The sequence below is a fragment of the Streptomyces sp. NBC_00996 genome (assembly GCF_045162675.1).
Lineage (GTDB): Bacteria > Actinomycetota > Actinomycetes > Streptomycetales > Streptomycetaceae > Streptomyces.
The window spans coordinates 9,164,162-9,188,472 of sequence record NZ_CP108723.1; the positions used below are offsets into that span (position 1 = coordinate 9,164,162).

17 protein-coding genes, 1 tRNA gene and 4 pseudogenes are annotated in these 24,311 nt (G+C 67.1%); 11 read left to right on the forward strand and 11 right to left on the reverse strand.

Annotated features, from left to right (window positions below; genetic code table 11):
• Positions 1–23: 23 nt before the first annotated feature.
• From OG390_RS42485 to frc, 4 genes are all read right to left on the reverse strand, one after another.
• Positions 24–1,430, reverse strand: coding sequence for an OFA family MFS transporter (locus OG390_RS42485; RefSeq protein WP_406175444.1), 1,407 nt, complete (start codon positions 1,428–1,430; stop codon positions 24–26).
• Positions 1,430–2,818, reverse strand: coding sequence for an OFA family MFS transporter (locus OG390_RS42490; protein ID WP_406175445.1), 1,389 nt, complete (start codon positions 2,816–2,818; stop codon positions 1,430–1,432). The genes OG390_RS42485 and OG390_RS42490 overlap by 1 nt, the downstream gene beginning before the upstream one ends.
• A 118-nt stretch (positions 2,819–2,936) precedes the next feature.
• A complete protein-coding gene (locus OG390_RS42495; protein ID WP_406175447.1) occupies positions 2,937–5,090 on the reverse strand; it encodes an acetate--CoA ligase family protein in 2,154 nt (717 codons plus the stop codon).
• 1 nt (position 5,091) lies between these two features.
• Complete coding sequence (gene frc, locus OG390_RS42500) at positions 5,092–6,324, reverse strand: formyl-CoA transferase (protein WP_406175448.1); 1,233 nt, start codon at positions 6,322–6,324, stop codon at positions 5,092–5,094.
• Positions 6,325–6,489: 165 nt separating this feature from the next.
• Between frc and sucC the strand changes: the two genes are divergently transcribed.
• From sucC to OG390_RS42515, 3 genes are all read left to right on the forward strand, one after another.
• Entirely contained in the window at positions 6,490–7,620 is a 1,131-nt protein-coding gene (sucC, locus tag OG390_RS42505) for an ADP-forming succinate--CoA ligase subunit beta (protein WP_406175450.1), read from the forward strand.
• A gap of 11 nt (positions 7,621–7,631) precedes the next feature.
• Entirely contained in the window at positions 7,632–8,531 is a 900-nt protein-coding gene (gene sucD, locus OG390_RS42510) for a succinate--CoA ligase subunit alpha (protein WP_406175451.1), read from the forward strand.
• 165 nt (positions 8,532–8,696) lie between these two features.
• Positions 8,697–10,253: an aldehyde dehydrogenase family protein gene (locus tag OG390_RS42515; RefSeq protein WP_406175453.1), complete on the forward strand. Its 1,557-nt coding sequence runs from the start codon at positions 8,697–8,699 to the stop codon at positions 10,251–10,253.
• Here OG390_RS42515 and OG390_RS42520 read toward each other — a convergent pair.
• Complete coding sequence (locus OG390_RS42520) at positions 10,243–10,506, reverse strand: hypothetical protein (RefSeq protein WP_406175455.1); 264 nt, start codon at positions 10,504–10,506, stop codon at positions 10,243–10,245. The genes OG390_RS42515 and OG390_RS42520 overlap by 11 nt on opposite strands.
• A 204-nt stretch (positions 10,507–10,710) precedes the next feature.
• Here OG390_RS42520 and OG390_RS42525 point away from each other — a divergent pair.
• Positions 10,711–10,795: transfer RNA gene (locus OG390_RS42525), tRNA-Leu, on the forward strand.
• 361 nt (positions 10,796–11,156) lie between these two features.
• Here the strand turns inward: OG390_RS42525 and OG390_RS42530 are convergent.
• Complete coding sequence (locus tag OG390_RS42530; protein WP_406175456.1) at positions 11,157–11,810, reverse strand: ABC transporter substrate-binding protein; 654 nt, start codon at positions 11,808–11,810, stop codon at positions 11,157–11,159.
• Positions 11,811–12,058: 248 nt separating this feature from the next.
• On the opposite strand from OG390_RS42530, the pseudogene OG390_RS42535 reads away from it, so the two are divergent.
• Positions 12,059–12,746 (forward strand): annotated as a pseudogene (locus OG390_RS42535) (DeoR/GlpR family DNA-binding transcription regulator); the annotation flags it as partial.
• Between the two features lie 31 nt (positions 12,747–12,777).
• On the forward strand, positions 12,778–13,458 hold the full coding sequence (locus OG390_RS42540) for a glycoside hydrolase family 20 zincin-like fold domain-containing protein (protein WP_406175457.1): 681 nt from the start codon (positions 12,778–12,780) through the stop codon (positions 13,456–13,458).
• Here the strand turns inward: OG390_RS42540 and OG390_RS42545 are convergent.
• The gene (locus OG390_RS42545) at positions 13,423–14,505 is read right to left on the reverse strand and encodes an IS630 family transposase (RefSeq protein WP_406178200.1); all 1,083 of its coding nucleotides are present in this window, start codon (positions 14,503–14,505) and stop codon (positions 13,423–13,425) included. The two genes, OG390_RS42540 and OG390_RS42545, sit on opposite strands and share 36 nt — an antisense overlap.
• 208 nt (positions 14,506–14,713) lie before the next feature.
• Between OG390_RS42545 and OG390_RS42550 the strand changes: the two are divergent.
• From OG390_RS42550 to OG390_RS42570, 5 genes and pseudogenes are all read left to right on the forward strand, one after another.
• Positions 14,714–14,848: pseudogene (locus tag OG390_RS42550) on the forward strand (hypothetical protein); the annotation flags it as partial.
• A 2-nt stretch (positions 14,849–14,850) separates the two neighbouring features.
• Positions 14,851–15,603, forward strand: coding sequence for a family 20 glycosylhydrolase (locus tag OG390_RS42555; RefSeq protein WP_406175459.1), 753 nt, complete (start codon positions 14,851–14,853; stop codon positions 15,601–15,603).
• A 638-nt stretch (positions 15,604–16,241) separates the two neighbouring features.
• Positions 16,242–17,552 carry an ABC transporter substrate-binding protein gene (locus tag OG390_RS42560; protein WP_406175461.1) on the forward strand — a complete coding sequence of 437 codons (1,311 nt, stop codon included), beginning with the start codon at positions 16,242–16,244 and terminating at the stop codon, positions 17,550–17,552.
• Positions 17,549–18,529 (forward strand): carbohydrate ABC transporter permease, encoded by a 981-nt coding sequence (locus OG390_RS42565; protein WP_406171168.1) that lies wholly within the window; start codon positions 17,549–17,551, stop codon positions 18,527–18,529. The genes OG390_RS42560 and OG390_RS42565 overlap by 4 nt, the downstream gene beginning before the upstream one ends.
• Positions 18,526–19,413 carry a carbohydrate ABC transporter permease gene (locus OG390_RS42570; protein WP_406171166.1) on the forward strand — a complete coding sequence of 296 codons (888 nt, stop codon included), beginning with the start codon at positions 18,526–18,528 and terminating at the stop codon, positions 19,411–19,413. Before OG390_RS42565 ends, OG390_RS42570 begins: the two co-directional genes overlap by 4 nt.
• A 349-nt stretch (positions 19,414–19,762) precedes the next feature.
• On the opposite strand, the pseudogene OG390_RS42575 reads toward OG390_RS42570, so the two are convergent.
• The 4 genes and pseudogenes from OG390_RS42575 to OG390_RS42590 form a co-directional block, all read right to left on the reverse strand.
• Positions 19,763–20,100, reverse strand: a pseudogene (locus OG390_RS42575) (integrase core domain-containing protein); the annotation flags it as partial.
• A 489-nt stretch (positions 20,101–20,589) separates the two neighbouring features.
• Positions 20,590–20,865 (reverse strand): annotated as a pseudogene (locus OG390_RS42580) (transposase); the annotation flags it as partial.
• Between the two features lie 289 nt (positions 20,866–21,154).
• Complete coding sequence (locus OG390_RS42585) at positions 21,155–22,057, reverse strand: RNA repair domain-containing protein (RefSeq protein ID WP_406175463.1); 903 nt, start codon at positions 22,055–22,057, stop codon at positions 21,155–21,157.
• 780 nt (positions 22,058–22,837) lie between these two features.
• Complete coding sequence (locus tag OG390_RS42590; RefSeq protein WP_406178201.1) at positions 22,838–24,046, reverse strand: Ig-like domain-containing protein; 1,209 nt, start codon at positions 24,044–24,046, stop codon at positions 22,838–22,840.
• Positions 24,047–24,311 lie beyond the last annotated feature (265 nt).

A 24,311-nucleotide genomic window follows, 5' to 3' on the forward strand; every position in this document is an offset into this window, starting at 1 on the left:
CCATTTGCCCAGGACTCGCTTGCTCAGGCGACCGGTTGCGGCTGCGGAGCGGACGTGTCCGCCCCGGTCCGCCCCGGCTGCTTCAGCAGCAGCGCGATCGCCGCCGCCACCATCGAGACGCCGCCGGCCAGCGCGTAGGCGCCGTTGTAGCCCCAGGCGGCGACCACCATCGACCCCAGCCCGCCGCCGAACAGGCCGCTGATCAGCTTGCCGCTGTACACCAGACCGTAGTTGGTGGCGTTGTAGTTCTCGCCGAAGTAGTCCGGCGTCAGAGCCGCGAACATCGGATAGAAGGCTCCGCCGCCGAACCCGGAGAGGAAGGCGAAGAACAGGAACAGGCCTTCGCTGTGGATGTCACCGGCCCAGATCACGCCGAACTGGGCGAGACCCAGGACGACGATGACGAACACCAGGGTCTGCTTGCGGCCCCAGGTGTCGGACAGCCAGCCCACCACACCCCGGCCGACGCCGTTGATGACGGCCATGACGCCCATCGACGAGGCGGCGACCAGCGGTCCGAAGCCCACTTCTTTGGCGAAGTCGACCTGGAAGGAGATTCCGAAGATCGACACACCCGCGGTCATGACGAGGGCGATCCACATGAGCGGAAGCATGCCGGTCCTGATGGCCTCCTTCGGTGTGTACTGCTTCACCGCGGGAGGGTTCTTGGCCAGGGCGGCGGCACCCTTCTCGGTGCCGCCATAGGCCAGCGGGTCGACGTCCGCGGGCCACCAGTTCTTCGGCGGGTCCTTGAAGAAGAACGCGGAGGCAAGCACCACGATCATTACGTAGCAGCCGATGAGGTCCAGGACGCGGTGGTAGTTGGCCGTGTCGAAGGCGTAGTTGAAGATGAAGATGAACGGCAGGGAGCCGTAGGCGAATCCGCCGTTGACGAATCCCGTCTTCGCGCCACGGCGCTCGGGGAACCACTTACCGACCATGTTGATGCAGGTCGCGTACACCAGGCCGGACCCTACGCCGCCGATGACGCCGAAGCCCAGGATGGCGAGCAGCACGTTGCTCAGGTGAGAGAGGGCGAGGAAGCCGATCAGGCACATGCCCGAGCCTGCGTACATGGCCTTGCGGGCGGTGAGGATGCCCTTCTCCCGCAGCCAGCCCGCGGGGAAGGCGATGCCGGCCTGGAAGAAGACCCAGACGCTCAGGATCCAGAAGGTGTTGCTCTGCGTCCAGCCGTGCGCGTGGGACAAGGTGTCCTCGGCGGAGCCGTACGCGTACTCGAAGACGCTGATGGCCATCATGGCTGTCCACGGCAGATACACCATGAACTTGCGTGAGTGGCCCAGGATGTCCCGGTCAGTCTCGCCGATCCGGTAGACACGACCCCGGGAGTCGGTGACTTCACGGTATGCGCGGTTCGAGGCGTCGGATTCGTCCGACGCTTCCTTCGTGGCGATGGGTTCCGCCGTCATTACGCCATCTCCTCGCCAAGCGGGTGCGGGTTGGGGACGATGCTCCGGGCCTGCGGCCGGCCGGGAGCCTTGAGGAACAGGGCCAGCACTGCGGATGCCAGCCCGATGGATCCGGCGAGAACGAAGGCGCCATGGTAGTCCCACGCGCCGACGACGACCGCGCCCATACCGGAGCCCACAAGGCCCGAGATCAACTTCGAGCTGTAGACCATTCCGTAGTTGGAGGCGTTGTTGTTCTCGCCGAAGTAGTCAGCCGTCATGGCCGCGAACAGCGGGAAGATCGCGCCGCCGCCGAAACCGGAGACCATGGAGCAGAACAGGAAGAACGGCATGCTGCCCATCTGGCCGGAGACCAGCACACCGAACTGGGCGGAGCCCAGCACCAGACACACGATGATCAGTGTGTGGCGCCGGCCGACGCGGTCGGATATCCAGCCGATGACGCCGCGCCCGGTGCCGTTGACGATGGCCTTCAGGGACATCGCCGTGGCCACGATCCCGCCCGCGAAGCCCATGTCCTTGCCGAACGGCACCTGGAAGGCGATGCCGAAGATGTTGATCCCGGCCGTGCACAGCAGACAGAACCACATCATCCAGAGCACGGGGGTACGGGCGGCCTCCTTGGGGGTGTACTGCTTCACCGCCGGCGGGTTCTTCTCCAGCGCCCGCCGGATCTTCGGGTCGTCCGACGCCTTCAGCGGGTCCACGTCCGCGGGCCACCACCCCTTGGGCGGGTCCTTGAAGAACCAGCCGGCGACGGCGACGACGGAGCAGCAGAGCAGGCCGACCGCGATCAGCACGCCCTTGTAGTTGCTCAGATCCATGTACGACGTGAACAGGAAGACGAAGGGCACGGACCCGTAGGCGAAACCGCCGTTGACGAAGCCCGTCTTGCCGCCCTTGCGCTCCGGATACCACTTTCCGACCATGTTCACGCTGGTCGCGTAGACGAGGCCGGCGCCGATGCCGCTGCACATGCCGAAGCCGAGATAGGCGATCAGCACATGCGGTGCGAAGGCCAACGACAGGTAGCCCAGCAGCGTGCCGAGTGCGCCCAGCAGCATCGCCGTACAGGCGGGGAGGCGGCCGCTCTCCCGCAGTTGCCCGGCCGGGAAGGCCACGGCCGCCTGGAAGAACACCCAGACGCCCATGAGCCAGAAGATGTGTCCGCTGCTCCACAGGTGAGCATCGTGGAGCGTGTCCTCCGCGGACGTGAACGCGTACTCGGCGGAGCTGATGCCCATCATGCCCGCCCAGGGCAGGATGACCATCCATTTGCGCTTGCGGCCCATGATGTCGATATCGGACTCGCCGACGCGGTACACGCGGCCGTTGCGGTCCGTCACCTCTTGATAGGGGACGGACGTCGAATAATCGGTGGATGTCATGTTGCTCAAGCACCCCTTGCGTCGAAAGATCTGGTCAGCGCCCCCTGCCAAATGCCTTTCGTGCGCTTATGGGTCCCGGGGGCGGCCGACGCGCACCGTCGGCCGCCCCCGCGCACACTCACGTCATGAACCCGCCCCCCAACAGCCCCGCCGCACGCGCCCAGCGATACTTCGCGCCGAGGACGGCCACCGGCTTCTCGGTCGTGTACGGGTAGGCCACGACCCCCCGCTCGTACAGGTACTGGCAGGCCTCCTCGACCTCGACGTCGCCCGCGAGCGACGCCACCACGGGCTTCTCGATCCCGCGCTCGCGGAACTCGGCCACCACGCGCGCGGTGAGTTCGGCGAAGACCAGGGGAGGGGTCACGATGGTGTGCCAGTAGCCGAGGACGAGCGCGTGGACGCGCGGGTCCTCAAGGCCCAGCCGGATCGTCGCCTCGTACGTCGACGGCGGCTCGCCGCCCGTGATGTCCACGGGGTTGCCGGCGCTCCCGAAGGGCGGGATGAACTCCCGGAAGGACGTGTCCAGGTCCGGTGGGATCTCCATCAGGGACAGGCCGTTGTCGGTCACCGCGTCGGACAGCAGCACGCCGCTGCCGCCCGCGCCCGTGATGATCACGACGTTGTCGCCCTGGGGAGTCGGAAGCACCGGCAACGCGCGCGCGTACTCCAGCATTTCGTTCAGCCCCGGGGCCCGGATGACGCCGGCCTGCCTCAGGATGTCGTCGTACACGGCGTCGTCGCCCGCGAGCGCGCCCGTGTGCGAACCGGCGGCCTTGGCGCCGGCCGCCGTACGACCGGCCTTCAGGACCACGACCGGCTTCTTCGGGACCGTGGCGCGGGCCGCCTCGACGAACGCGCGGCCGTCCTTGAGGTCCTCCAGGTGCATGGCGATGCATTGCGTGTGCGGGTCCTCGCCGAACCAGGTGAGCAGGTCGTCCTCGTCCAGGTCCGCCTTGTTGCCGAGCCCGACGATCGCCGAAACACCCGTCTTCGTCGTGCGCGCGAAGCCCAGAACGGCCATTCCGATGCCGCCGGACTGCGAGGTCAACGCGACCCCGCCCTTCACGTCGTACGGCGCGCAGAAGGTGGCACACACGTGGTGCCAGGTCGAGTAGTAGCCGTAGATGTTCGGACCGAGGAGCCGGATGCCGAGCCGCTCGCCGATGGCCACGATCTCGTCCTGGAGTTCGGGCTCGCCGCTCTCCGCGAACCCGGAGGGGATCAGCACGGCGTTGGGGATGTTCTTGCGTCCGACTTCCTCCAGGAGCGGGGCCACGGACGGGGCGGGGACGGCGAACACCGCCACATCCACCTCGCCGGGAATGTCCGTGACACTCGGGTAGGCCTTGCGGCCCAGGATGTCGTCGGCCTTGGGGTTCACCGGATGGATCTCGCCCGGGAAGCCGCCGTCGATGAGATTGCGCAGGACCGAATTGCCGATCTTGCCCTGCTCGTTTGAGGCGCCGATCACGGCGATCGAGGAGGGCCGCATCAGGCGACGCATGGAGATGAGGATCTCCTCGCGCGGGTGCGTCCGGCGCTCACGGGGAACCCGCTCCGCGAGGATCACGCGAATGTCCGCCGCGATCGCGCCCTCCGCGGTGGCGATCACCGGGTTGAGGTCCACCTCGGCGATATCCGGGAAGTCCGCGACGAGTTCGGACACCCGGAGGATCTGGTCGGCGATCGCCCGCCTGTCCACCGGCCGCGCACCGCGCACCCCGCGCAGAATCTGCGCCGAGCGGATCGAGTCCAGCATCGACAGTGCCTCGTCGGCGTCCACGGGCGCGAGTCGGAACGTGACGTCCCTGAAGACCTCGACCAGTACACCGCCGAGCCCGAAGGCCACGACCTTCCCGAACGTCGGGTCGGTCACCGCGCCGACGATGGCCTCCTGCCCCTGCGGGATCAGCTCCTGGACCTGTACGCCCGCGATGCGGGCCTGCAGGTCGTACTCCCGCGCGTTCTCGACGATCTTGTGGAAGGCGGCCCGTACCTCCGCCGCACCCTCCACGCCGACGACCACGCCGCCCGCGTCGGTCTTGTGCAGGATGTCCGGGGAGACGATCTTCAGCACGACGGGCCCGCCGAAGCGCGCCGCGCAGGCCACCGCCTCGTCCGCGTCCCTGGCGAGTTCCTCGCCGGGGACGGCGATCCCATAAGCGTCGGCGATCACCTTGCCCTCGGGCGCCGTGAGCGCCGTCCGTCCCTCGGCCCGTACGTCGTCGAGAAGGGCGCGCACCCGTCGGGCCCGGTCCTGTGTCACCACGTCAGATCACCCCGTTCGACTTGAGCAGGCGCAGCTCTTCGTCGCCGAGCCCGAGCTCGCCGATGTAGACCTCTTCGTTGTGTTCGCCGAGCAGCGGCGAACTGGTTACGTCGACGGGGGAGTCGGAGAGCTTCAGCGGGCTGCCCACGGTGATGAACTCGCCGCGCTCGGGGTGCGGCACCTTCACGACCATCTCGTTGGCGACCAGCGACTCGTCCTCGATGATCTCCTTGGTGGACAGGATCGGTCCGCAAGGGATGTTGTGGGCGTTGAGCACCTCCAGCACCCGCCACTTGGGGAGGGTGCTGGTCCACTCCTCGATGAGCTGGAACATCTTCTCGAGCTTGGGCAGTCGGGCTTCGGGGGTGGCCCACTCGGGGTCCTCGGCCAGTTCGGGCCTGCCGATGAGCTCGCTGAGGGGCTTCCAGCCGACGGGCTGCACGATGACGTACACGTAGTCGTTCGGGCCGCCGGGTGCGCATGCGACCGCCCAGCCGGGCTGGCCACCGCCGGAGGCGTTCCCGGACCGGGGAACCTCGTCGCCGAAGTCCTCGTTGGGATATTCGGTGAGCGGACCGTGTGCCAGTCGCTGCTGATCGCGCAGCTTCACCCGACAGAGGTTGAGCACAGCATGCTGCATAGCCACGTTGACCCGCTGACCACGTCCGGTGTTCTCCCGCTGGAACAGCGCCGCGACAATCCCCGCCACGGCGTGGATGCCTGTGCCCGAGTCACCGATCTGGGCTCCCGTCGCCAGGGGTGGCCCGTCCTCGAAGCCGGTGGTCGACATCGACCCGCCCATGGCCTGTGCGACGACCTCGTACGCCTTGAAGTCGGTGTACGGGCCTTCGCCGAAACCTTTGATGGAGGCGTAGACGATACGGGGGTTGATCTCGCGGATGCGGTCCCAGGTGAAGCCCATGCGGTCGACCGCGCCCGGGGCGAAGTTCTCGACCATGACGTCGGAGCGGCTGATCAGCTCGGTGAGGATCTGCCGGCCGCGCTCGGTCTTGGTGTTGAGGGTGATGCTGCGCTTGTTGCTGTTGAGCATCGTGAAGTACAGGGAGTCGACGTCCGGGATGTCCCGCAGCTGCTTGCGGGTGATGTCACCGGTCGGCGCCTCCAGCTTGATGACGTCCGCTCCCAGCCAGGCCAGCAGTTGGGTCGCGGAGGGGCCGGACTGGACGTGTGTCATGTCGAGGACGCGAATGCCTTCGAGAGCCTTGGTTGTCACAGGTCACCTCACTTGTCCGTTGCCTTGAGCGTCCTGGCGTCGCTGGTCGTGGGCGGCGTCCCGCACATTGCATACAGTCGACGGATACTGTATGAAGATTGTTATCCCGCATCCGATGGGTGATGTCCAGGGGTCGTGCAGCACTTTTAAGACAGGAGCCGAATCATGGACCTGTACGAGCACCAGGCACGGGGGCTCTTCGAGGAACACGGCATATTGGTGCCGCGTGCCGAGGTCACGAGCTCGGCCAAGGAGGCGCGCGAGATCGCCCGCCGGCTCGGCGGTCGCGTCGTGGTCAAAGCCCAGGTGAAGACCGAGGGGCGCGGCAAGGCGGGCGGTGTGAAGTTCGCCGCCGACCCGGCCGCCGCCGAGCTCACGGCACGCCGGATCATCGGCATGGACATCAAGGGCCACACGGTCCGCGAGGTGATGCTGGCTCAGCCGGTCGACATCAAGAGCGAGTTCTACGTCTCCTACGTCCTCGACCGTGCCGCCGGACGCTTCCTCGCGATCGCCTCCGCCGAGGGCGGCATGGAGATCGAGGAGGTGGCCGCGACCAGGCCGGAGGCGGTGGCGCGCATTCACATCGACCCGGCGGAAGGAGTGACGTCGGCGAAGGCGTCCGAGATCGCGCAGGCCGCGGGTCTGCCACCGCAGACGGTCGACGTCCTGATGCGACTGTGGCAGGTGCTGACGCGTGAGGACGCCGTCCTCGTCGAGGTGAACCCCCTCGTCCGCACGGCCCAGGGGCAGATCCTCGCCCTGGACGGCAAGGTCACCCTCGACGACAACGCCCGCTTCCGGCAGGCGCGTTGGGGAGAAGAGGGCGCCGGGCACGACGACCCCCTGGAGGCGGCGGCCGGGGCCAAGGGCCTCAACTACGTCAAGCTGGACGGCGAGGTCGGCATCATCGGCAATGGCGCGGGCCTGGTCATGTCGACGCTGGACGTGGTCGCCGGCTGCGGCGCCCGGCCGGCCAACTTCCTCGACATCGGCGGCGGGGCATCCGCCCAGATCATGGCCGACGGCCTGGCGGTCATCCTCTCCGATCCCGACGTGAAGTCCGTCTTCGTCAACGTCTTCGGCGGGATCACGGCCTGCGACGCCGTCGCCGACGGCATCGTGCAGGCCCTGGACGCCGTGCGGCTGACCAAACCGCTCGTGGTCCGCCTGGACGGCAACAACGCCGTCCGCGGCCGCGCCATCCTCGACGGCCACGCACACCCCCTGGTGCAGCAGGCCACCACCATGGACGGTGCCGCCCGCCGTGCCGCCCAACTCGCCAACACAAGCTGAAGGAGCGGGACATGGCCATCTTTCTCACCAAGGAGTCCAAGGTCCTCGTCCAGGGCATGACCGGCGGCGAGGGCATGAAGCACACCCGTCGCATGCTCGCGGCCGGCACGGACGTGGTCGGCGGCGTCAACCCGCGCAAGGCCGGACAGGCCGTCGACTTCGACGACCGGGCCGTGCCCGTCTTCGGGTCGGTGCGCGAAGGCATGGCGGCCACCGGCGCGGACGTGAGCGTGGTCTTCGTGCCACCGGCCTTCGCCAAGGCGGCCGTTGTGGAGGCCGCCGAGGCCGGGATAGGACTCGCCGTCGTCATCACCGAGGGCATCCCGGTTCACGACTCCGTCGCCTTCCACGCGCACGCCGCGAAGAGGGGGACGCGCGTCGTCGGTCCCAACTGCCCGGGCCTGATCACGCCCGGCCAGTCGAACGCGGGCATCATCCCCGCCGACATCACGAAGCCCGGACGCGTCGGCCTGGTGTCCAAGTCGGGCACTTTGACGTACCAGCTCATGTACGAGCTCCGGGACATCGGCTTCTCCACCTGCGTGGGCATCGGCGGCGACCCCGTCGTCGGCACCACCCACATCGACTGCCTGGCGGCCTTCCAGGACGACCCCGACACCGAACTGATCGTTCTCATCGGGGAGATCGGCGGCGACGCCGAAGAACGGGCGGCCGCGTACATCCGCGACCACGTCACCAAGCCCGTCGTCGGCTACATCGCCGGCTTCACCGCGCCCGAAGGCAAGACCATGGGGCACGCGGGAGCCATCGTCTCCGGCTCGTCGGGCACCGCCCAGGCGAAGAAGAAGGCCCTGGAGGCGGTCGGAGTGCGCGTGGGCGGCACCCCGACCGAGACGGCTCGGCTGGTGCTGACCCAGCTGGAAACGGAACGTGACGTCACTCATAGTTAATGTGGCGTGACTGTCGGGAACAATCCGGCTTCACTACGTTCCTCCCTACATACGCGACCACCGTTCGCGACCTACGCGACCACTGTTCGCGCGGGCATGCATTCTGCGGTTCGGCAGATGCCAAGCCCCCCGCCCCCGACTGTGCACCGAGAGCGGAGACACCGAATGGCAATCACCCTCAACCCCACCAACCTCGTTCTGAAGTCCGGTACGTCCTGGACCGACGCCTGGCAGCGGTGCCTGGCTGTCGCTCCCGAGGCGTTCCGCGACGACCGAGTCCTCAATCTGTGGGCAGCCGCCTGGCAGGCGGACGGCCGGGCACTGCCCGCCACCAGCCCCGTCGACGGCAGCCCCATCGCGGGCCCGCCGCGCCTGGATCGCGCCACCGCCCAGCAGGCCGTACGCGCCTCGCTCGACCAGCACCGCGCCTGGCGCCATGTGCCCCTGGAGGAGCGCCGTGCACGCGTGGCGGCGACCCTCGACGCGCTCACCGAACACCGCGAACTGCTCGCCCTCCTTCTCGTCTGGGAGATCGGCAAGCCCTGGCGGCTCGCGCAGGCCGACGTGGACCGGGCGATCGACGGTGTGCGCTGGTACGTCGACGGCATCGAGCCCATGGTGGACGGCCGGGCCCCGCTCGACGGACCCGTGTCCAACATCGCGAGCTGGAACTACCCGATGAGCGTGCTCGTTCACGCAATGCTGGTACAGGCATTGGCCGGCAATGCGGTCATCGCCAAGACCCCGACCGACGGCGGCGTCGCCTGCCTCACCCTGGCCTGCGCGCTCGCCGCGCGCGAAGGTATCCCCGTCACTCTCGTCAGCGGCAGCGGCGGCGAGCTCTCTGAGGCGCTGGTCCGCGCGCCCGAGATCGGCTGCGTCTCCTTCGTCGGCGGCCGTGACACGGGCGCCGCGGTGGCCACCGCCGTCGCCGACCTCGGCAAGCGGCATGTACTCGAACAGGAAGGACTCAACACCTGGGGCATCTGGAACTACACCGACTGGGACGCGCTGACCGCGGTCATCCCCAAGCTCTTCGACTACGGAAAGCAGCGCTGCACGGCTTACCCGCGCTTCGTCGTCCAGCGCGAGCTGTTCGACGAGTTCCTGGCCGCGTACCTGCCTGCCGTGCGCACCCTGCGGGTCGGGCACCCGCTCGCGGTCGAGCACCCCGCTGACCCGTACCCGACACTCGACTTCGGTCCGGTCATCAACGCGGCGAAGGCCAAGGAGCTGCACGACCAGGTCGCCGAGGCCATCGACCGGGGCGCCGTCCCACTGCACCGCGGCAAGCTGTCCGACGCCCGCTTCCTGCCCGGCCAGGACACGGCGGCGTACGTCCAGCCCGTCACGATCCTGAACCCGCCCCCGTCCTCACCACTGCACCACGCGGAGCCCTTCGGCCCGGTCGACACCATCGTCCTGGTCGACACCGAGGCCGAGCTGCTCGCCGCGATGAACGCGTCGAACGGCGCGCTCGTCGCCACGCTCTCCACGGACGACGAGGCGACGTACGACCGACTCGCCCCGCAGATCCGCGCGTTCAAGGTCGGCCGCGGCAAGCCCCGTTCCCGGGGTGACCGTGACGAACTCTTCGGCGGCTTCGGCGCGTCGTGGCGCGGTGCCTTCGTGGGCGGGGAGCTGCTGGTGCGCGCGGTGACGCAGGGGCCGGCGGGGGAGCGGCTGCCCGGGAACTTCCCGGACTACCACCTCATGCCGTGAGGTGATGCCGGGCGGCGCTCCTGGCGGGGGCGCCGCCCCGCTGTCCGATGCTCTCTCGGTCGACACTCTGCTGCCGCGCGGCGCTGACCAGCCGGGCGATGTTCGCGTCCCGCAGTCCTCCGGCCCCGTGATGGGCGAGCCGGCCGGCCTTGGGCCCGAGCGCCTCGTCCTCTCGGGAGGCCAGGGCGGCCGGCATGCGCGCGACCACCGGGACGACTCCCAGGTGATCCGGCTCCGCAAGTGCTCCCGCCACGGCGACAGCGTCCTTGGCCGTCGCCCTCGCGGCGAACGCGTCGTAGTCGAACGGTCGCCCATGGTGAGGCCATGGGTGCACCCCCACCTAGTCCCGTGCATCCGCTCTGGCGACCGGGATACGCAGGTGAAAGGCACTCCGAAACCTTGGTATTGTTGTCCATGTCGCCGCGGGGAACACCCCCGGCCAGGCGGCAGACACCTGGTCCGGGTGGCGGAATGGCAGACGCGCTAGCTTGAGGTGCTAGTGCCCTTTATCGGGCGTGGGGGTTCAAGTCCCCCCTCGGACACAACGATTGGGACGATCACGAGATCGTCCCCCAACGATTGACGATACGGTGACGAGGGCCCCGACCTGACGGTCGCGGTCCTCATTGCGTGTTCGTAGCTGATGGTGATGCCCAGGGCGTCGTAGAGCGGGCCTTTCTTCTCGGCGGCGGCGGTCTGGATGCGCTGCGGCCCTGGAGCTGGGCCTGGGAGCTCATCGCGGTTCGGACCCGGATCTTGATCCGGTTGCGTTCTCCCTTGCTCATGCCGCCGAAGACGTCCGGCTTCGGGGCAGCCCTGGGCGGGAGCGGCTGGCGGCACGACGAGCCACGCACAAAGTCGCGTGAACGTGGTTCCCGGGACGGCGCGTCACACGATGGGCACTCATCGCCCCTTGGGGCCGCCGTTGCCCAGTTCCCAGATCAGGCTCTCGCCCTGGGCCTCCTCGGGCCCGAGCGGCAGAGCGTAGGGGGTGACACCGGGAACCTTCGCCTTGATCTTCTGGGCGTCCGCCTTGAGCTCGTCCCAGGTCTGGGGCGCCCGGTCGATCCCGGCCTGCTTGAAGAGCGCCTTGTTGTAGAAGAGGGCGCGGGTGGAGGAGACGAAGGGGATGCCGTACTGCACGCCCTTGACTTCGCCCGCCTTGGCGAAGCTCGGGATGAGGTTGCCCTGGGTCTTCCCCGACAACACTTCCTGTGCCTTGTACATCAGGTTGTCGGCGACCTTGTCGGCGTAACCGCCCGTCTGGAGGATGTCGGGCATATCGTCGCTCTGGATCATGGTCTTGACCTGGGCGTCGATGTCGTTCCAGTCGATGACCTGGACGACCACCTTGATCTTGGGGTTGGTGGCGGTGAACCTCTTGGCCACGTCCTTCCAGTAGGGGGAGGGGCTGTTGGAGCCGTTGTCGCCGTAGTCCGCTGCGACGAGCTTGAGCGTCACCTCCCCGTTCGCCGACCCGCTGCCCCCACCGCAAGCGGAGAGAGTGAGCGCGCCGAGCGCACAGGCAGCGGACACGGCGAGTACACGCTTGTTCATGACACAGACCGCCTTGTGAGGAACCGGTGGCCCGTGCTGCGGGCCTCATGCACGGCACGGTGAGGCGCACTCGCACAGTTGATGTCAATAGTTGTTCGGACTCGCTACTTTCGCGCATAAGTAAGCGTCCGTGGTGGTGATCGTATGAGCAGACAGAGGTCGACCGGGCTGCGCGTGCGCGCACCGTCGTGTCCGTACGATCAGAACACGCAGCAAAAGCGCACCTGCCAGCCGACGAGGAACTGACCATGTCCAAGCACGACCGCTGGACCACATTGATGGAACTGCTGGCCGAGCGGGGTGGCATCGAGGTCGACGAGGCCGCTGCCGCCCTGGGCGTGTCCAGCGCGACGATCCGCAGAGATCTTGATGAACTCGCCGGGCAGCAGATGCTCGTGCGTACGAGAGGCGGTGCCATTCCCCACGGCGTCTCCTACGAGCTGCCGCTGCGTCATAAGTCCTCCCGTCACGCATCGGAGAAGCAGCGCATCGCGGCCGCCGCCGTCGATCTCATCGGGGAGGGGGGTGGCGGTCGGCCTCAATGGCGGCACGACCACGACCGAAGTGGCGCGAGTCCTCGCGGTCCGTGCGAGCAGCGGCAAGGAAGGGAAGGGCCAGGCGCCGGCCCTGACCGTGGTGACCAACGCGCTGAACATCGCGTACGAGCTGGCCGTACGGCCCCAGATCAAGATCGTGACGACCGGTGGCGTGGCGCGCCCTCAAACGTTCGAGCTTGTCGAGCCGCTGGCTGCGGGAGTCCTCAACGAGGTCGTCCTGGATGTTGCGGTGCTGGGGATCGACGGGATGGACACCCAGATGGGCATCATGGCGCATCAGGAGGACGAGGCCAGCGTCAGCAGGCTCTTCGCCGAACGTGCACACCGGGTCGTCGTCACAGACTCCTCCAAGCTTGGCCGGCGGGCTTTCTCGCGCATCTGGCGTAGCAACCGCTGTGGCCCTGGCGGGCGTGGTCGTCGTCGGCAGTGACTCGGCGTCGGCGGCCGCCAATCCCAGGCCGCTCGCCGTTCCGGCGATCCAGCAATGGACCGGCTCGCCAGGCACGTTCACCCTGACCACGGACAGCCGCATCGTGGTGAACACCGCCGACCAGGACAAGCTGTCGGCCGACGCATCGACCTTCGCCGCCGACCTGAAGACCATCACCGGCTTGCAACTGCCGGTCAACGTTGCCGCGGAGGGGAAGGCCGGCGACATCTTCCTCCGATTGGACACCACGACCACCCAGGCCGACGAGGGCTACACCACGGAAGTCGGATCCACCGCCGACATCCGCGCGAAGACGGCCACAGGTGTCTACTGGGGCCAGCAGACGCTCGAGCAAGTCCTCAAGGCCAATCCCGCGCGCGTGAACCTGCCGAATGGTACTGCCATCGACGGGCCGACGGTTGCCCACCGCGGCGTCATGCTGGACCTCGGCCGCCGCTACTGGGCGATGGACGAACTGAAGAGGCAGATCCGGCAGATGAGCTGGCACAAGCTCAACCAGTTGCATCTGCACTTCACCGACAACGATGCGTTCAGGCTGCAGTCGACGACGTATCCTGGCCTGGCGCCGAGCACCGGTTCCTACAGCCACGAGGACATCAGCACACTAGTGTCCTGCGCCAGGAATTCGTTCAAGATATGAGGCAAGTCGTTCCAGGATCTCGTCCGCGGTCCTCGTCCAGGTGAAGGGGCGGGGGTTCTCGTTCCAGGTCTTGATCCAGTCCCGGATGTCCTTCTCCAGCGCGCGGACGGATTTGTGGACTCCGCGTCGGAGCTGCTTGTCCGTCAGCAGGCCGAACCACCGCTCCACTTGGTTGAGCCAGGACGAGCTGGTGGGAGTGAAGTGCATGTGGAACCGGGGGTGTGCGGCAAGCCACTTCTGGATCGCTGGGGTCTTGTGGGTGGCGTAGTTGTCACAGATGAGATGTACGTCGAGGTCTACGGGTACTTCCTTGTCGAGTTTGGCGAGGAACTTCTTGAACTCCGCGGCCCGGTGCCGGCGGTGCAGCGAGCCGATGACTTCACCGGTCGCCACGTCCAGTGCCGCGAACAGCGTGGTCACGCCGTTGCGGAGGTAGTCGTGCGTGCGACGCTCGGGCATGCCCGGCATCATCGGGAGCATCGGCGCGGACCGGTCCAGCGCCTGGATCTGGCTCTTCTCGTCCACGCAGAGCACCAGGGCCCGCTCCGGCGGGTCCAGGTAGAGCCCGACCACGTCGCGGACCTTCTCGATGAACTGCGGGTCCTTGCTGAGCTTGAAGGTGTCCACCAGGTGCGGTTTAAGACCGAACGCCTTCCAGACCCGGCCGACCGTGGACTTCGACAGCCCGCTCTCGGCGGCCATGGACGCCCGCGACCAGTGGGTGGCGTCCTTGGGGGTCCGTTCCAAGGTGGCGACGACCAGGTCCTCGATCTGCTCGTCACTGACCTTCCGCGGGGCGCCGGGGCGTTGCTCGTCGGCCAGGCCCTCCAGCCGGCCGGCGAGGAACCGCCGCCGCCACTTGCCCACGGTCTGGGGCCACACCCCGATCTCGGCAGCGACCTCCTGGTTCGACTTCCCGTCCGCGCAGCCGAGGACGATCCGGCAGCGTTGCGCCAGCGCCTGCGAGGATTTGGCCCGCCGTGACCAGCGGACCAGCGTCTCGCGTTCCTCATCCGTCAATGTCAGCTCGGCCATCGGCCGTCCCATACGCGCCACAGCCCAAGGCTACACATCTACATCGAATTCCTGGCGCAGGACACTAGTGCGCTGCGCCAGAAGTTCGTCGGTGGATTCGCGCCTTGCCCGGCCGGGTTGGTTGTCCGCCCATCCAGCCCCGGCCTGCGAGTATTCGGCCAAGTCGGCGGCAGTGGGGCACCAAGAACTAACGACGAATTGATGGCGCAGGACACTAGTTGCGTACGCGCAGAAGTACCACGTGACGCTCGTGCCGGAGATCGACGTGTCGGCGCACGCGGGGCCGATCCTCAAGTACAAGCCCTCGCTGGCCTGGACGTGCGACTCGATGAAGAAGGGTCTATACGGCGCCTGACGATGGACGTCACCAAGCCGGCGACCCTGACTCTGGTTACCAACCTGCTGAAGGAGTTCGTCCCGCTGTTCCCGAACTCGCCGGTCTTCCACATCGGCGATGACGAGTACCCCTACCTCGACCAAATGTCGGCCTGCCCGGATCTGGTCGCCTGTGCGAACGCGAACGCGAAGGGTCACGTCGCCGATGTCTTCGTGAACTTCGTCAACGATCTCAACAAGGTCGTGACCGGCCTCGGGCGCAAGACCGAGATCTGGAACTGGTGGGACGAGGTTGGTGGAAACACCATCCAGCCGGCCAAGGACATCATCATCGAGGGCTGGAAGGGTGACACGTCCAAGTACACCAACGACGGCTACGAGGCGGTCTCGAGGCCGGAATCAAAACTGTATGTGACCCCCGGTCTGAACACTCAGCCCAACACCTCCGATCTCTACTCCACCTGGGCGCCCTCGACCGCGGCGGGCCTGGACGGGTACGAAGTCGATGTGTGGGCCGACGGCTGGCAGGACAAGTCGGACGCTTACTTCGACTGGTACCTGCGCCGCCCGCGGGAGGTCGCCGCCGGGCGCACAGTTGCAGATCTACGACTGCAACCACACCGCCGCGCAGCGTTGGCGCATCCCCTGGTCTCCAGAACCGAGTCTCATGCGGGCCCACGCAGGGATCGACGCGGTGCTGCCCCCGACCGCACCTCGTTCGCAACGCGTTGCGGCCCGGGAGTGACGAGCCAGGCAACGCGCCTCCCCGAATGAGGAGCCAGCACGCTTCATTGCACCGCGGCGCTCCAAGGACTGGCAGTGACGCCAGGCACGTATGACCTGCACAGACCGGGCTGGCCCACGAGTGATGGCGCCCCACGGGTTTCCCGGTTTCTGTGACCGATGCGCCAACGGAGGATCTCCCCTATGTGTGCGGCCGAGCCGGAGCGTCAGGAGGTGATACGGAGATCAAGCATTTAGCCACGGATGGAACGTCAGGACGACGAGGAGAGGTGGTCTGGGGCTGAGTAAGGAGGTCATGTCCGCTCGCAGGCTACAGGAAGGAGGAGCTGGAAAGATCAAACAGATTCGCTCACTCGTGGAGGCGTGGCGGGTAGCTGGAGTTGCTCTCATCTATTGGGCCCAAGTCAAAGGCATGGACGCCCCGTTGGGCGTTCGGACAGAAGATGAATTCGGCTCAGCTTCCAAGGTTACCCATGGTTTCCACGGGTCTAATCCTTGCCTACCTGGCCCTTTGCCTCAAGTTTCAGAAAGGTGACGCACAGCCCTTGACGTTCGGCAGGCCGAACGGGTCTCATGGGCCACGTTGTTTGATCTGGTCGGTTTCTGGTCGACCTTGCGTTTCTGCGTTGTTTTCTCTCGGCCGGTCGGCCACTGTCTCAGGAGCCCGTATGCAAGTCCCTCCCTCCGGTCTCTCCGTCCCGGGTCCCAGCCGCCGCACCCTGCTGCGCGGCATCGGCGGAGCGGCCGCGCTCGGCGCGTCCATACCCTTTCTCAGCGCCTGCGCCGGCAGCGGCGCGGCCAGTGACCCGAAGACCCTGACCCTCGGCTCCAACGCGTCGGACGCCGTGCCGAAGAAGGCTTTCGCCGACATCTACGCGGCCTTCAAGAAGCGGTCCGGCATCACGGTCGACGTGAACACCAAGGACCACAACACCTTCCAGGAGCAGATCAACTCCTACCTCCAGGGCACGCCCGACGACGTGTTCAACTGGTTCGCCGGCTACCGCATGCAGTTCTTCGCGGGCAAGAAGCTGGCCACCCCGATCGACGACGTGTGGAAGACGATCGAGGGCGACTTCCCCGACGCGATGAAGGCGCTCAGCAAGGGCGAGGACGGCAAGTACTACTTCGTCCCGCTGTACACGTACCCCTGGGCGATTTTCTACCGGAAGAGCGTCTTCAAGCAGCACGGCTACGAAGTCCCCACCACCTGGGCCCAGTTCATCGCCCTGTGCAAGCAGATGAAGAAGGACAACCTGGTCCCGATCGCCTTCGGCGACAAGGACGAGTGGCCCGCGCTCGGCACCTTCGACCAGATCAACTTCCGGACGAACGGCTACGACTTCCACGTCGAGCTGATGGCCGGAAAGGCATCCTGGACCGACAAGCGCACCCGCGCCGCCTTCGACAACTGGGCCGAGATCCTCCCCTACCACCAGGACGGCGCCGTCGGCCGCACCTGGCAGGACGCGGCCCAGACCCTGGTGTCGAAGAAGGCCGGCATGTACCTGCTGGGCATGTTCGTGGGCCAGCAGTTCACCAGCGCCGCCGACCGGGAAGACCTGGACTTCTTCCCGTTCCCGGAGATCGACCCCTCGTACGGGCAGGACACCGTCGAGGCCCCGACGGACGGCTTCATGCTCAGCAAGGCCCCGAAGAACCACGCCGGTGCCGTCAAGCTCCTGGAGTACCTGGGCTCCCCGGCCGCCGAGCAGATCTACCTCAAGTCCGACCCGAACGTGGTCGCCGCCTCCACCAAGGCCGACACCTCCTCCTACAGCGCCATGCAGAAGAAGGGGTACGACCTGATCAGCGGGGCCAAGAACCTCACGCAGTACATGGACCGCGACAGCCGGCCCGACTTCACCTCCACGGTGATGCAGCCCGCGCTGCAGAAGTTCGTCCGCGACCCCAAGGGCGTGGACAGCCTGCTCTCGTCGATCGAGCGCCAGAAGAAGACGATCTTCGCGTCCTCATGAGCACCGACACCAGCACCGCTGAGATGCCGGAGGCGGCCCTCGCGCCGCCTCCGGCCCCCGCACCCGGCAAGAGGGGGCCGCGGGGACACCGCCGCCTCCTCACCCGTCGCGACCGGTTCACGCTGGGCCTGATGGCGGGCGTCCCGACGATCCTGCACATCGCGCTCGTCTGGGTGACCGCCCTCGCCTCCGTCGCCCTCGCCTTCACCACCTGGGACGGCATCGGCTTCGACTCCATCAGGTGGGTCGGGCTGCAGAACTTCCGCGAACTGTTCACCCAGAACCCGCAGTTCTGGCCCGCCGTCCAGCACAACGTCATCTGGTTCGTGGTCCTGATCCTGATCCCGACCCCGCTCGGACTCCTCCTGGCCGTGCAACTGGACAAGAAGATCCGGTTCAGCAGGGTGTACCAGACCGCGTTCTTCCTGCCGGTGGTCGTGTCGATGGCGTGCATCGGCTTCGTCTGGCAACTCGTCTACAACCCCGACACGGGCCTGATCAACAGCCTCATCGGGGCCAACAAGCCCGGCCACTACATCGACTGGATCGGCGACCCGCACCTCAACCTGTGGGCGATCCTCATCGCCGCCTCCTGGCGGCACACCGGCTACATGATGATCCTCTACCTGGCCGGTCTGAAGGGCGTCGATCCCTCGCTGCGCGAGGCGTCCTCGCTCGACGGCGCCAACGAATGGCAGACCTTCAAGAACGTCATCTTCCCGACGCTGCGCCCCACCAACACCATCGTGCTGGTCGTCACCATCATCGAGTCGCTGCGCGCCTTCGACCTCGTCTACGTCTTCAACGGCGGAGCCCAAGGCACCGAACTGCTCTCGATCCTCGTGACCGACAACATCATCGGCGAGTCCAGCCGTATCGGATACGGGTCCGCCATCGCGGTCGTCCTGCTGCTGATCTCGCTCGTCGTGATCATTCCGTACCTGGTGAGCACCTTCCGGAAGGAGCGGCGAGCATGAGCACCGCCACTGTCGCGCCGAAAAGGCGCGCGCCCGTCCGCCCCGCCCGGCTGCTGCTGCACCTGTTCCTCGCGGGCGCCGCGCTGGCCTGGCTGGCCCCGCTGCTCTGGGCGCTGTACGCGGCCATGCGTCCATACGCCGAGACCAGCACGAAGGGCTATGTCTCCTGGCCCGACAAGCTGAGCTTCGACAACTTCACGAACGCGTTCACGCAGTCGGACATGGCGCACTACTTCGGCAACACGCTGCTCATCGCCGTCCCCGCGGTGCTGCTGACGCTGTTCCTGTCGTCGATGGTCGCCTTCTACGTCAGCCGGTTCGACTTCCGCGTCAACCTCGCCCTGCTGCTGGTCTTCACGGCGGGCAACCTGCTGCCGCAGCAGGTCATCATCACCCCCCTCTACCGCATGTTCCTGCTCATCGACCTGCCCGGCATCACGGTCAGCGGCAAGCTGTACGACTCCGCGCTCGGCCTGGTCCTCATCCACATAGCGTTCCAGTCCGGCTTCTGCGCCTTCGTGCTGAGCAACTACATGCGCATGCTGCCGCACGAGCTCACCGAGGCCGCGCTCGTCGACGGCGCCTCGGTGTGGCGGCAGTACTGGCAGATCGTGCTGCCGCTGTGCCGCCCGGCGATGGCGGCCCTGGCGACGCTGCTGTCCATCTGGATCTACAACGACTTCTTCTGGGCCATCGTCCTCATCTCGACCGGCGAGAACATGCCGATCACCTCGGCCCTGAAGAACCTCTCCGGGCAGTACTTCACCGACCCCAACCTGGTCGCCGCCGGCGCCCTGCTCACCGCGATCCCGACGCTGATCGTGTACTTCGTGCTGCAGCGCCAGTTCGTCAGCGGCCTCACGCTCGGTGCCAACAAGGGCTGACGCCTTCCCTCCGCCGGCGACCTCGGACACCACACCCCGCTTCCCGCCCGCCTCACTTCGGAGCCGGCAGTTGGCACGAACCGAGACTTACGACTCAAGACCGTCGAGGTCGACTTATGGAAGGTCAAGTTCGGGAGCCATACATGGCAAGTGGTGATGCCGATATGAACGCCCAACTCTGCTGCGGCTGCCGTTGCTGGACAGATGCCCCGATTGCCGTGCGGCACATCGAACGGTCGAGCGCCTCTGGCTGGACGCTCTACGCCTGCCCCGAGTGCATCCATCTCTTCGTCCAAGGCCCTGCCGCAACGACATCCGGGCGTTGACCCTTGATCGTGGACACCGGTTGTCATGCGGCGGTGGCCAGGGTAGTTGATCGTTGCTCGTAGGTGATCGGGCTGATCTGGCCGAGGCGGGAGTGCCGCCTTCGGGTGTTGTAGCGGGTTGCCCACCGGAAGACCGCGAGCCGGGCCTCCCGGGCCCCGTTCCACCGTTTCCGTCCCTGGAGCGTCTCGCGTTTCATGGTCGCGTTCAGGCTCTCCGCGGTGGCGTTGTCCGTGCTCGTGCCCACCGCGCCGCGCGATCTGGTCACGCCGAGCTCCGAGCAGACCTGGGCGAACTCGTTCGACACATATTGGGCCCCGTTGACGCTCTCCTCGACTGGCCCGCCACCGCCCTGCAAACGGCTGACTGACCGCGCAGACGCGCGCATGCCGGCTCCGCACGGCGGACACGACCGCAGCAAGGGCAGCGATCAGCAGACGCATCAGACCTGCCGTCTCCGCGTAGCCTCGGAGGTAGCCGTCCCTGGTCTGGTTTGTATCCGGGCCCGCCCACGGCTCGAACTGCCACGGACGGCCGGATGGCGCACCGGCCGGCGACTGGAAGCCCAGGGGGATCCTGGCGGGAGAAGGCTATGAGCGGCTGGCGGACCCCCAGCCATCGGCACGGTTATCTGCCGATCGAGGACCACAGCCTCGTCGGGGACGGTCGTTGCTGCGCCCTGGTCGGCCGCGACGGTGCGGTGCAGCGTGTCCACCACCTCGAAGGCGTCCCGGTCGTCGTCAACGAACTGGAAGCGACTCACCAGTTCGTCTCCCCGGCGAAATACTTTGCGGCCTTCCGCAGGATGTCCCGCTCGGTCGCCAGCTTCCGCTCACTGGCTTCGAGCTCCCGCACTCGCGCTTCCAGCTGCCGGAACCGCTCGTCCGACACCGACTCCGACTCCGACCCCGAGGCCGGCTCGGGCGCTGGGTCCGGCAGCGTCGCTCCCGGGGGCCTGGCCGGGTCGGCGACACCGCGTCGTTGACGGTCCCGCAATACCCAGGTGCGCAGACTGCCCCTGCTGATACCCAGGTCAGCGGCGATTCCTTTGTAGGTCGCCCCGGGCATGGACTCGTACAAGGCCACGGCATCGGCCTTGAACTCGTCCGAGTAGTCCTTCATCGCCATCGGCGGTCTTCTCGCCACGTCCTGCGGGCTGCCGGCTGGGGCCGGCGCCGCGCCGCCACCCAGCCCAAGTCCCCTTGCTGCCGGTGACGTGCGGGTGCGCGGTACACCGGCTGAGATCCTGTGTGTGCCTGACAGCGACTACGGTGGCTCAGCCATCGGGCCAACTGCTGGGCGGGTCCGGGCTGGTGGAGTGGATCCGCGAGCAGGGCATGCTCGTCAACGGTGGCTCAAATACTCCGCCCATGCGACCTGGATCCTTGATGGCGCTTCGCCCCACCTGGCTGTGGCCTTACCTGTCGTTGATCTCGGAGAGCCATGCCGTGTCCTCCGGGCCCGGCGTTTCGAGGCCGGGTGCGGGCAGCCAGCGGACCTCGCCGGTGCGCAGGGCGACCGTGGCCCGTGGCCGCATCGGCCCGTGGCCCCTTCGTGAGAGCAGGACGAGTTCCCAGACGGTCGCCGTCATGGCGTCGAGCCGGGTGGCGCAGTCGGCGCTGACTCGCCGCGGATCCCGGGTCCGGCCCAGGGACAGATGTGGGGTGAAGTTCTCGGCGGGCCCATGACAGCGCGGGAACCGCTGCTGCAGTACGCGGTGCAGGTCCGCCCACGGCGCCTTGCCAGCTGCTGTCGGGTCGAGCCACACGGTGAAGTACGCCCTGTGCCGGAAGGTGCGCACCCCGTCCAGCCGGGCGGTGAAGACCGGCGTCAGGGCCGTCGCCGCGGCGAGCAGCGGGGCGGCCCGCTCGAAGTCGGACTCCGGCACGAAGCCGAAGAGCACATTGACGTGCGGCGGCCAGCGGTGGATCTGAGGATCGTAGTCCCGGCGGATGTCCTGGATGGGCGGCCACAGCTCCGCAGGCGGGATCCAGGCCACCGCCGTGCCGGCCGTCGGGGACACGCCGAGGACGCCGCCGGGTTCGCCCCCGCCGAAGCCCAGGTCCGCTTGCGGGTCCCGCGCCCGGCCGGCGCCCGACGCGTCGATGCGGTCCACACCCGTGGACCGGTCCCAGACCACCTCGCCGTCCGCCTCGATGAACACCACCCGGTGCCATGGGATGTCGCCGCCGGGCACGAAGGAGGACAGCGAGATGCGTTTGTAGCCATCCCCACGCTGGCTGATCCCCAGTACGAACCGGGCCGGGTCGAACCGCGGGTCCCAGCGAACCCGGTGATAGATCTCGTCACTGGTTCGCATCACGCCTCCTCACCCGCCTTCACGCCTTCTCCTCCAGGGTGCCGCCCACCCTGTCCTGAACGGTTGTTCCGTTCGTACCGTGACGGATCAAGTGCGGTGCGTGACGTGGCCGGTGTATGCCGCGGTGAGTCGTCTCGTCAGGTTCAGCGATCGGTGTGGGCAACGGCTGCAGCGGGCGACCGTTCGCAATGCCCTGACGCCAGGCAAATCCTGGGGTGGCAGCGGTTCGTGTCCTGAGCCGGCGTTTGTCGTCGTCTTGGTATGGAGGGGGCGATTGAAGTCGCCTGCCGACATGCCGAGTTGGAATCGGTGTGCGTACGGGTGGCGGGCATGTCCAAGCCCCTCTACCCGGGAGCCCTGTTCATCGCGCCCATCGTCGGGAGCACGGTCGTCGCGCTCTTGCGGTGTCACGGCTGCCGTGTCTGACCGACGACGATCGCGCTCGCCGCCGCTGTGCTCATCGGCTGTGTGGTCAGCCGATCCATCGGGCTGCCTGGGGCGACAGGCGACAGGCGACAGGCGACATTGGCAACTGGCTGGAGGCCCTGGCCTGGCGTCGCTGTTCATCGACGGCGTGGTAGTGCTCCTGGGCGTGTCGGCATTCACGGAACATCTCCCCGCGAGGCGGCAGGCGGGCAAGGGGAGCGTTGACGACGTGTGAGGGCTCCCCGGGACGAGGGCTGTTCGAGCGCTCTGACGCCGCAGGCGGCGGCCGACATGGTGTCGGCCGCCGCCTGGCGGGAGGGATTCGGGTTCAGATGCGTGCAGAGTGACGTGGCGTCAGCTGGTCGCGCTCCCCGCGACCCACTCGCTCCACGACATGTTCCAGTCGCTGAGGCCGTTGTCCGGGGCCAACATGGTCTTGTCCGCGGAGTTCTTGATGATCACGACGTCACCGATCATCGAGTGGTCGAAGAACCACGCGGCGGGCTGTCTGCCGTCGGCGCCGCCCCTGACGTCCTTCAGACCCACGCAGCCGTGGCTGGTGTTGACCTTGCCGAAGACCGAGTCGGCACCCCAGTAGTTGCCGTGGATGAACGTGCCCGAGTCGGTCAGGCGCATGGCGTGCGGTACGGCCTTGATGTCGTAGGAGGGCTTGCCGTCCTTCTCCGTGAGGCCGACGCTCGCACCGTTCATATGGATCTGCCCGAACTTCTCGGAGATGACCATCTGACCGTTGTACGTCGGGTGCTCGGGGCTGCCGGACGAGATCGGGATGGTCTTGATCGTCTCGCCGTCCCGTACGACGGTCATCTGCTTCGTCATGGCGTCGACGGTGCTGATCTGGCTCCGGCCGATCTTGAACGTGACCGTCTTCCGGATGCCGTGGAGGTTGAGCTCGACGGTGACGGTGGAGCCGGCCTTCCAGTAGTTCTCGGGGCGGAAGTCCAGACGGTTGTCGTTGAACCAGTGACCGACGATCTGCTGGCCGCTGCTGGAGCTGACCTGGATCTCCGACTCCACGGCGGCCTTGTCGCTGATCGCCTTGTCGAAGTTGACCGTCACCGGCATGCCCACGCCGACGGTCGAGCCGTCCTCGGGGGAGAGGTGCCCGATGAAGTCGTTGGCCGGGGAGACCGTGGTGATCGTGGCGTTCCCACTGACGGAGCGGCCCTTGGCGTCCTCGGCCTCCGCGGCGACCTGATATCGCGTAGCCCGTTCCAGCCGGCTGTTCGGCTTCCAGGACGTGCCGTCCGCGGACAGGGTGCCCGGAATCTCGGCACCGGTCGCGACGGCGGTCATGGTCACCTTGGTGAGCTTGCCGTTGCTGACGGTGACTTTGACGGGGCCGTTGATCCCGACGTTGTAGGCACCTTCCCCGGGCGTGATCTTTATTCGGGCGTCGGAAGCGTCCTGGGTGCCCGCCTGATCTACCTGCGCCTGCGATTTCGGGTGATTCCCGGGGTCGTTGTCGCTGGTGGCAGCGTTGCTCGTACCGCCGAGGGCCGTGAGTGCGAGTACGCCGCCGAGTACGCCGGCCGTAGCCATCAGCCCGATGCGTCGCTTACGTACCGTGATCAAACGCTTCTCCCATGCCACTGGTCGTTGAACCCCTGGAGCTGGTTACCCAGGAGTGCAACCGGCTCTAAAGAACTACTTTCATGCATTCATCCGTCTTTGGAGGCAAATTGTGGCGAATTCCACGCGTTGCGAGAGCGTCGCCGAGGCTCTGCTCGACGGCCGGATGGGGCGTAGTCCATCCGCAATCGCCGATCGGCGCAGCCCATGGCAGGGACGCTGCGATGGGCGTGGT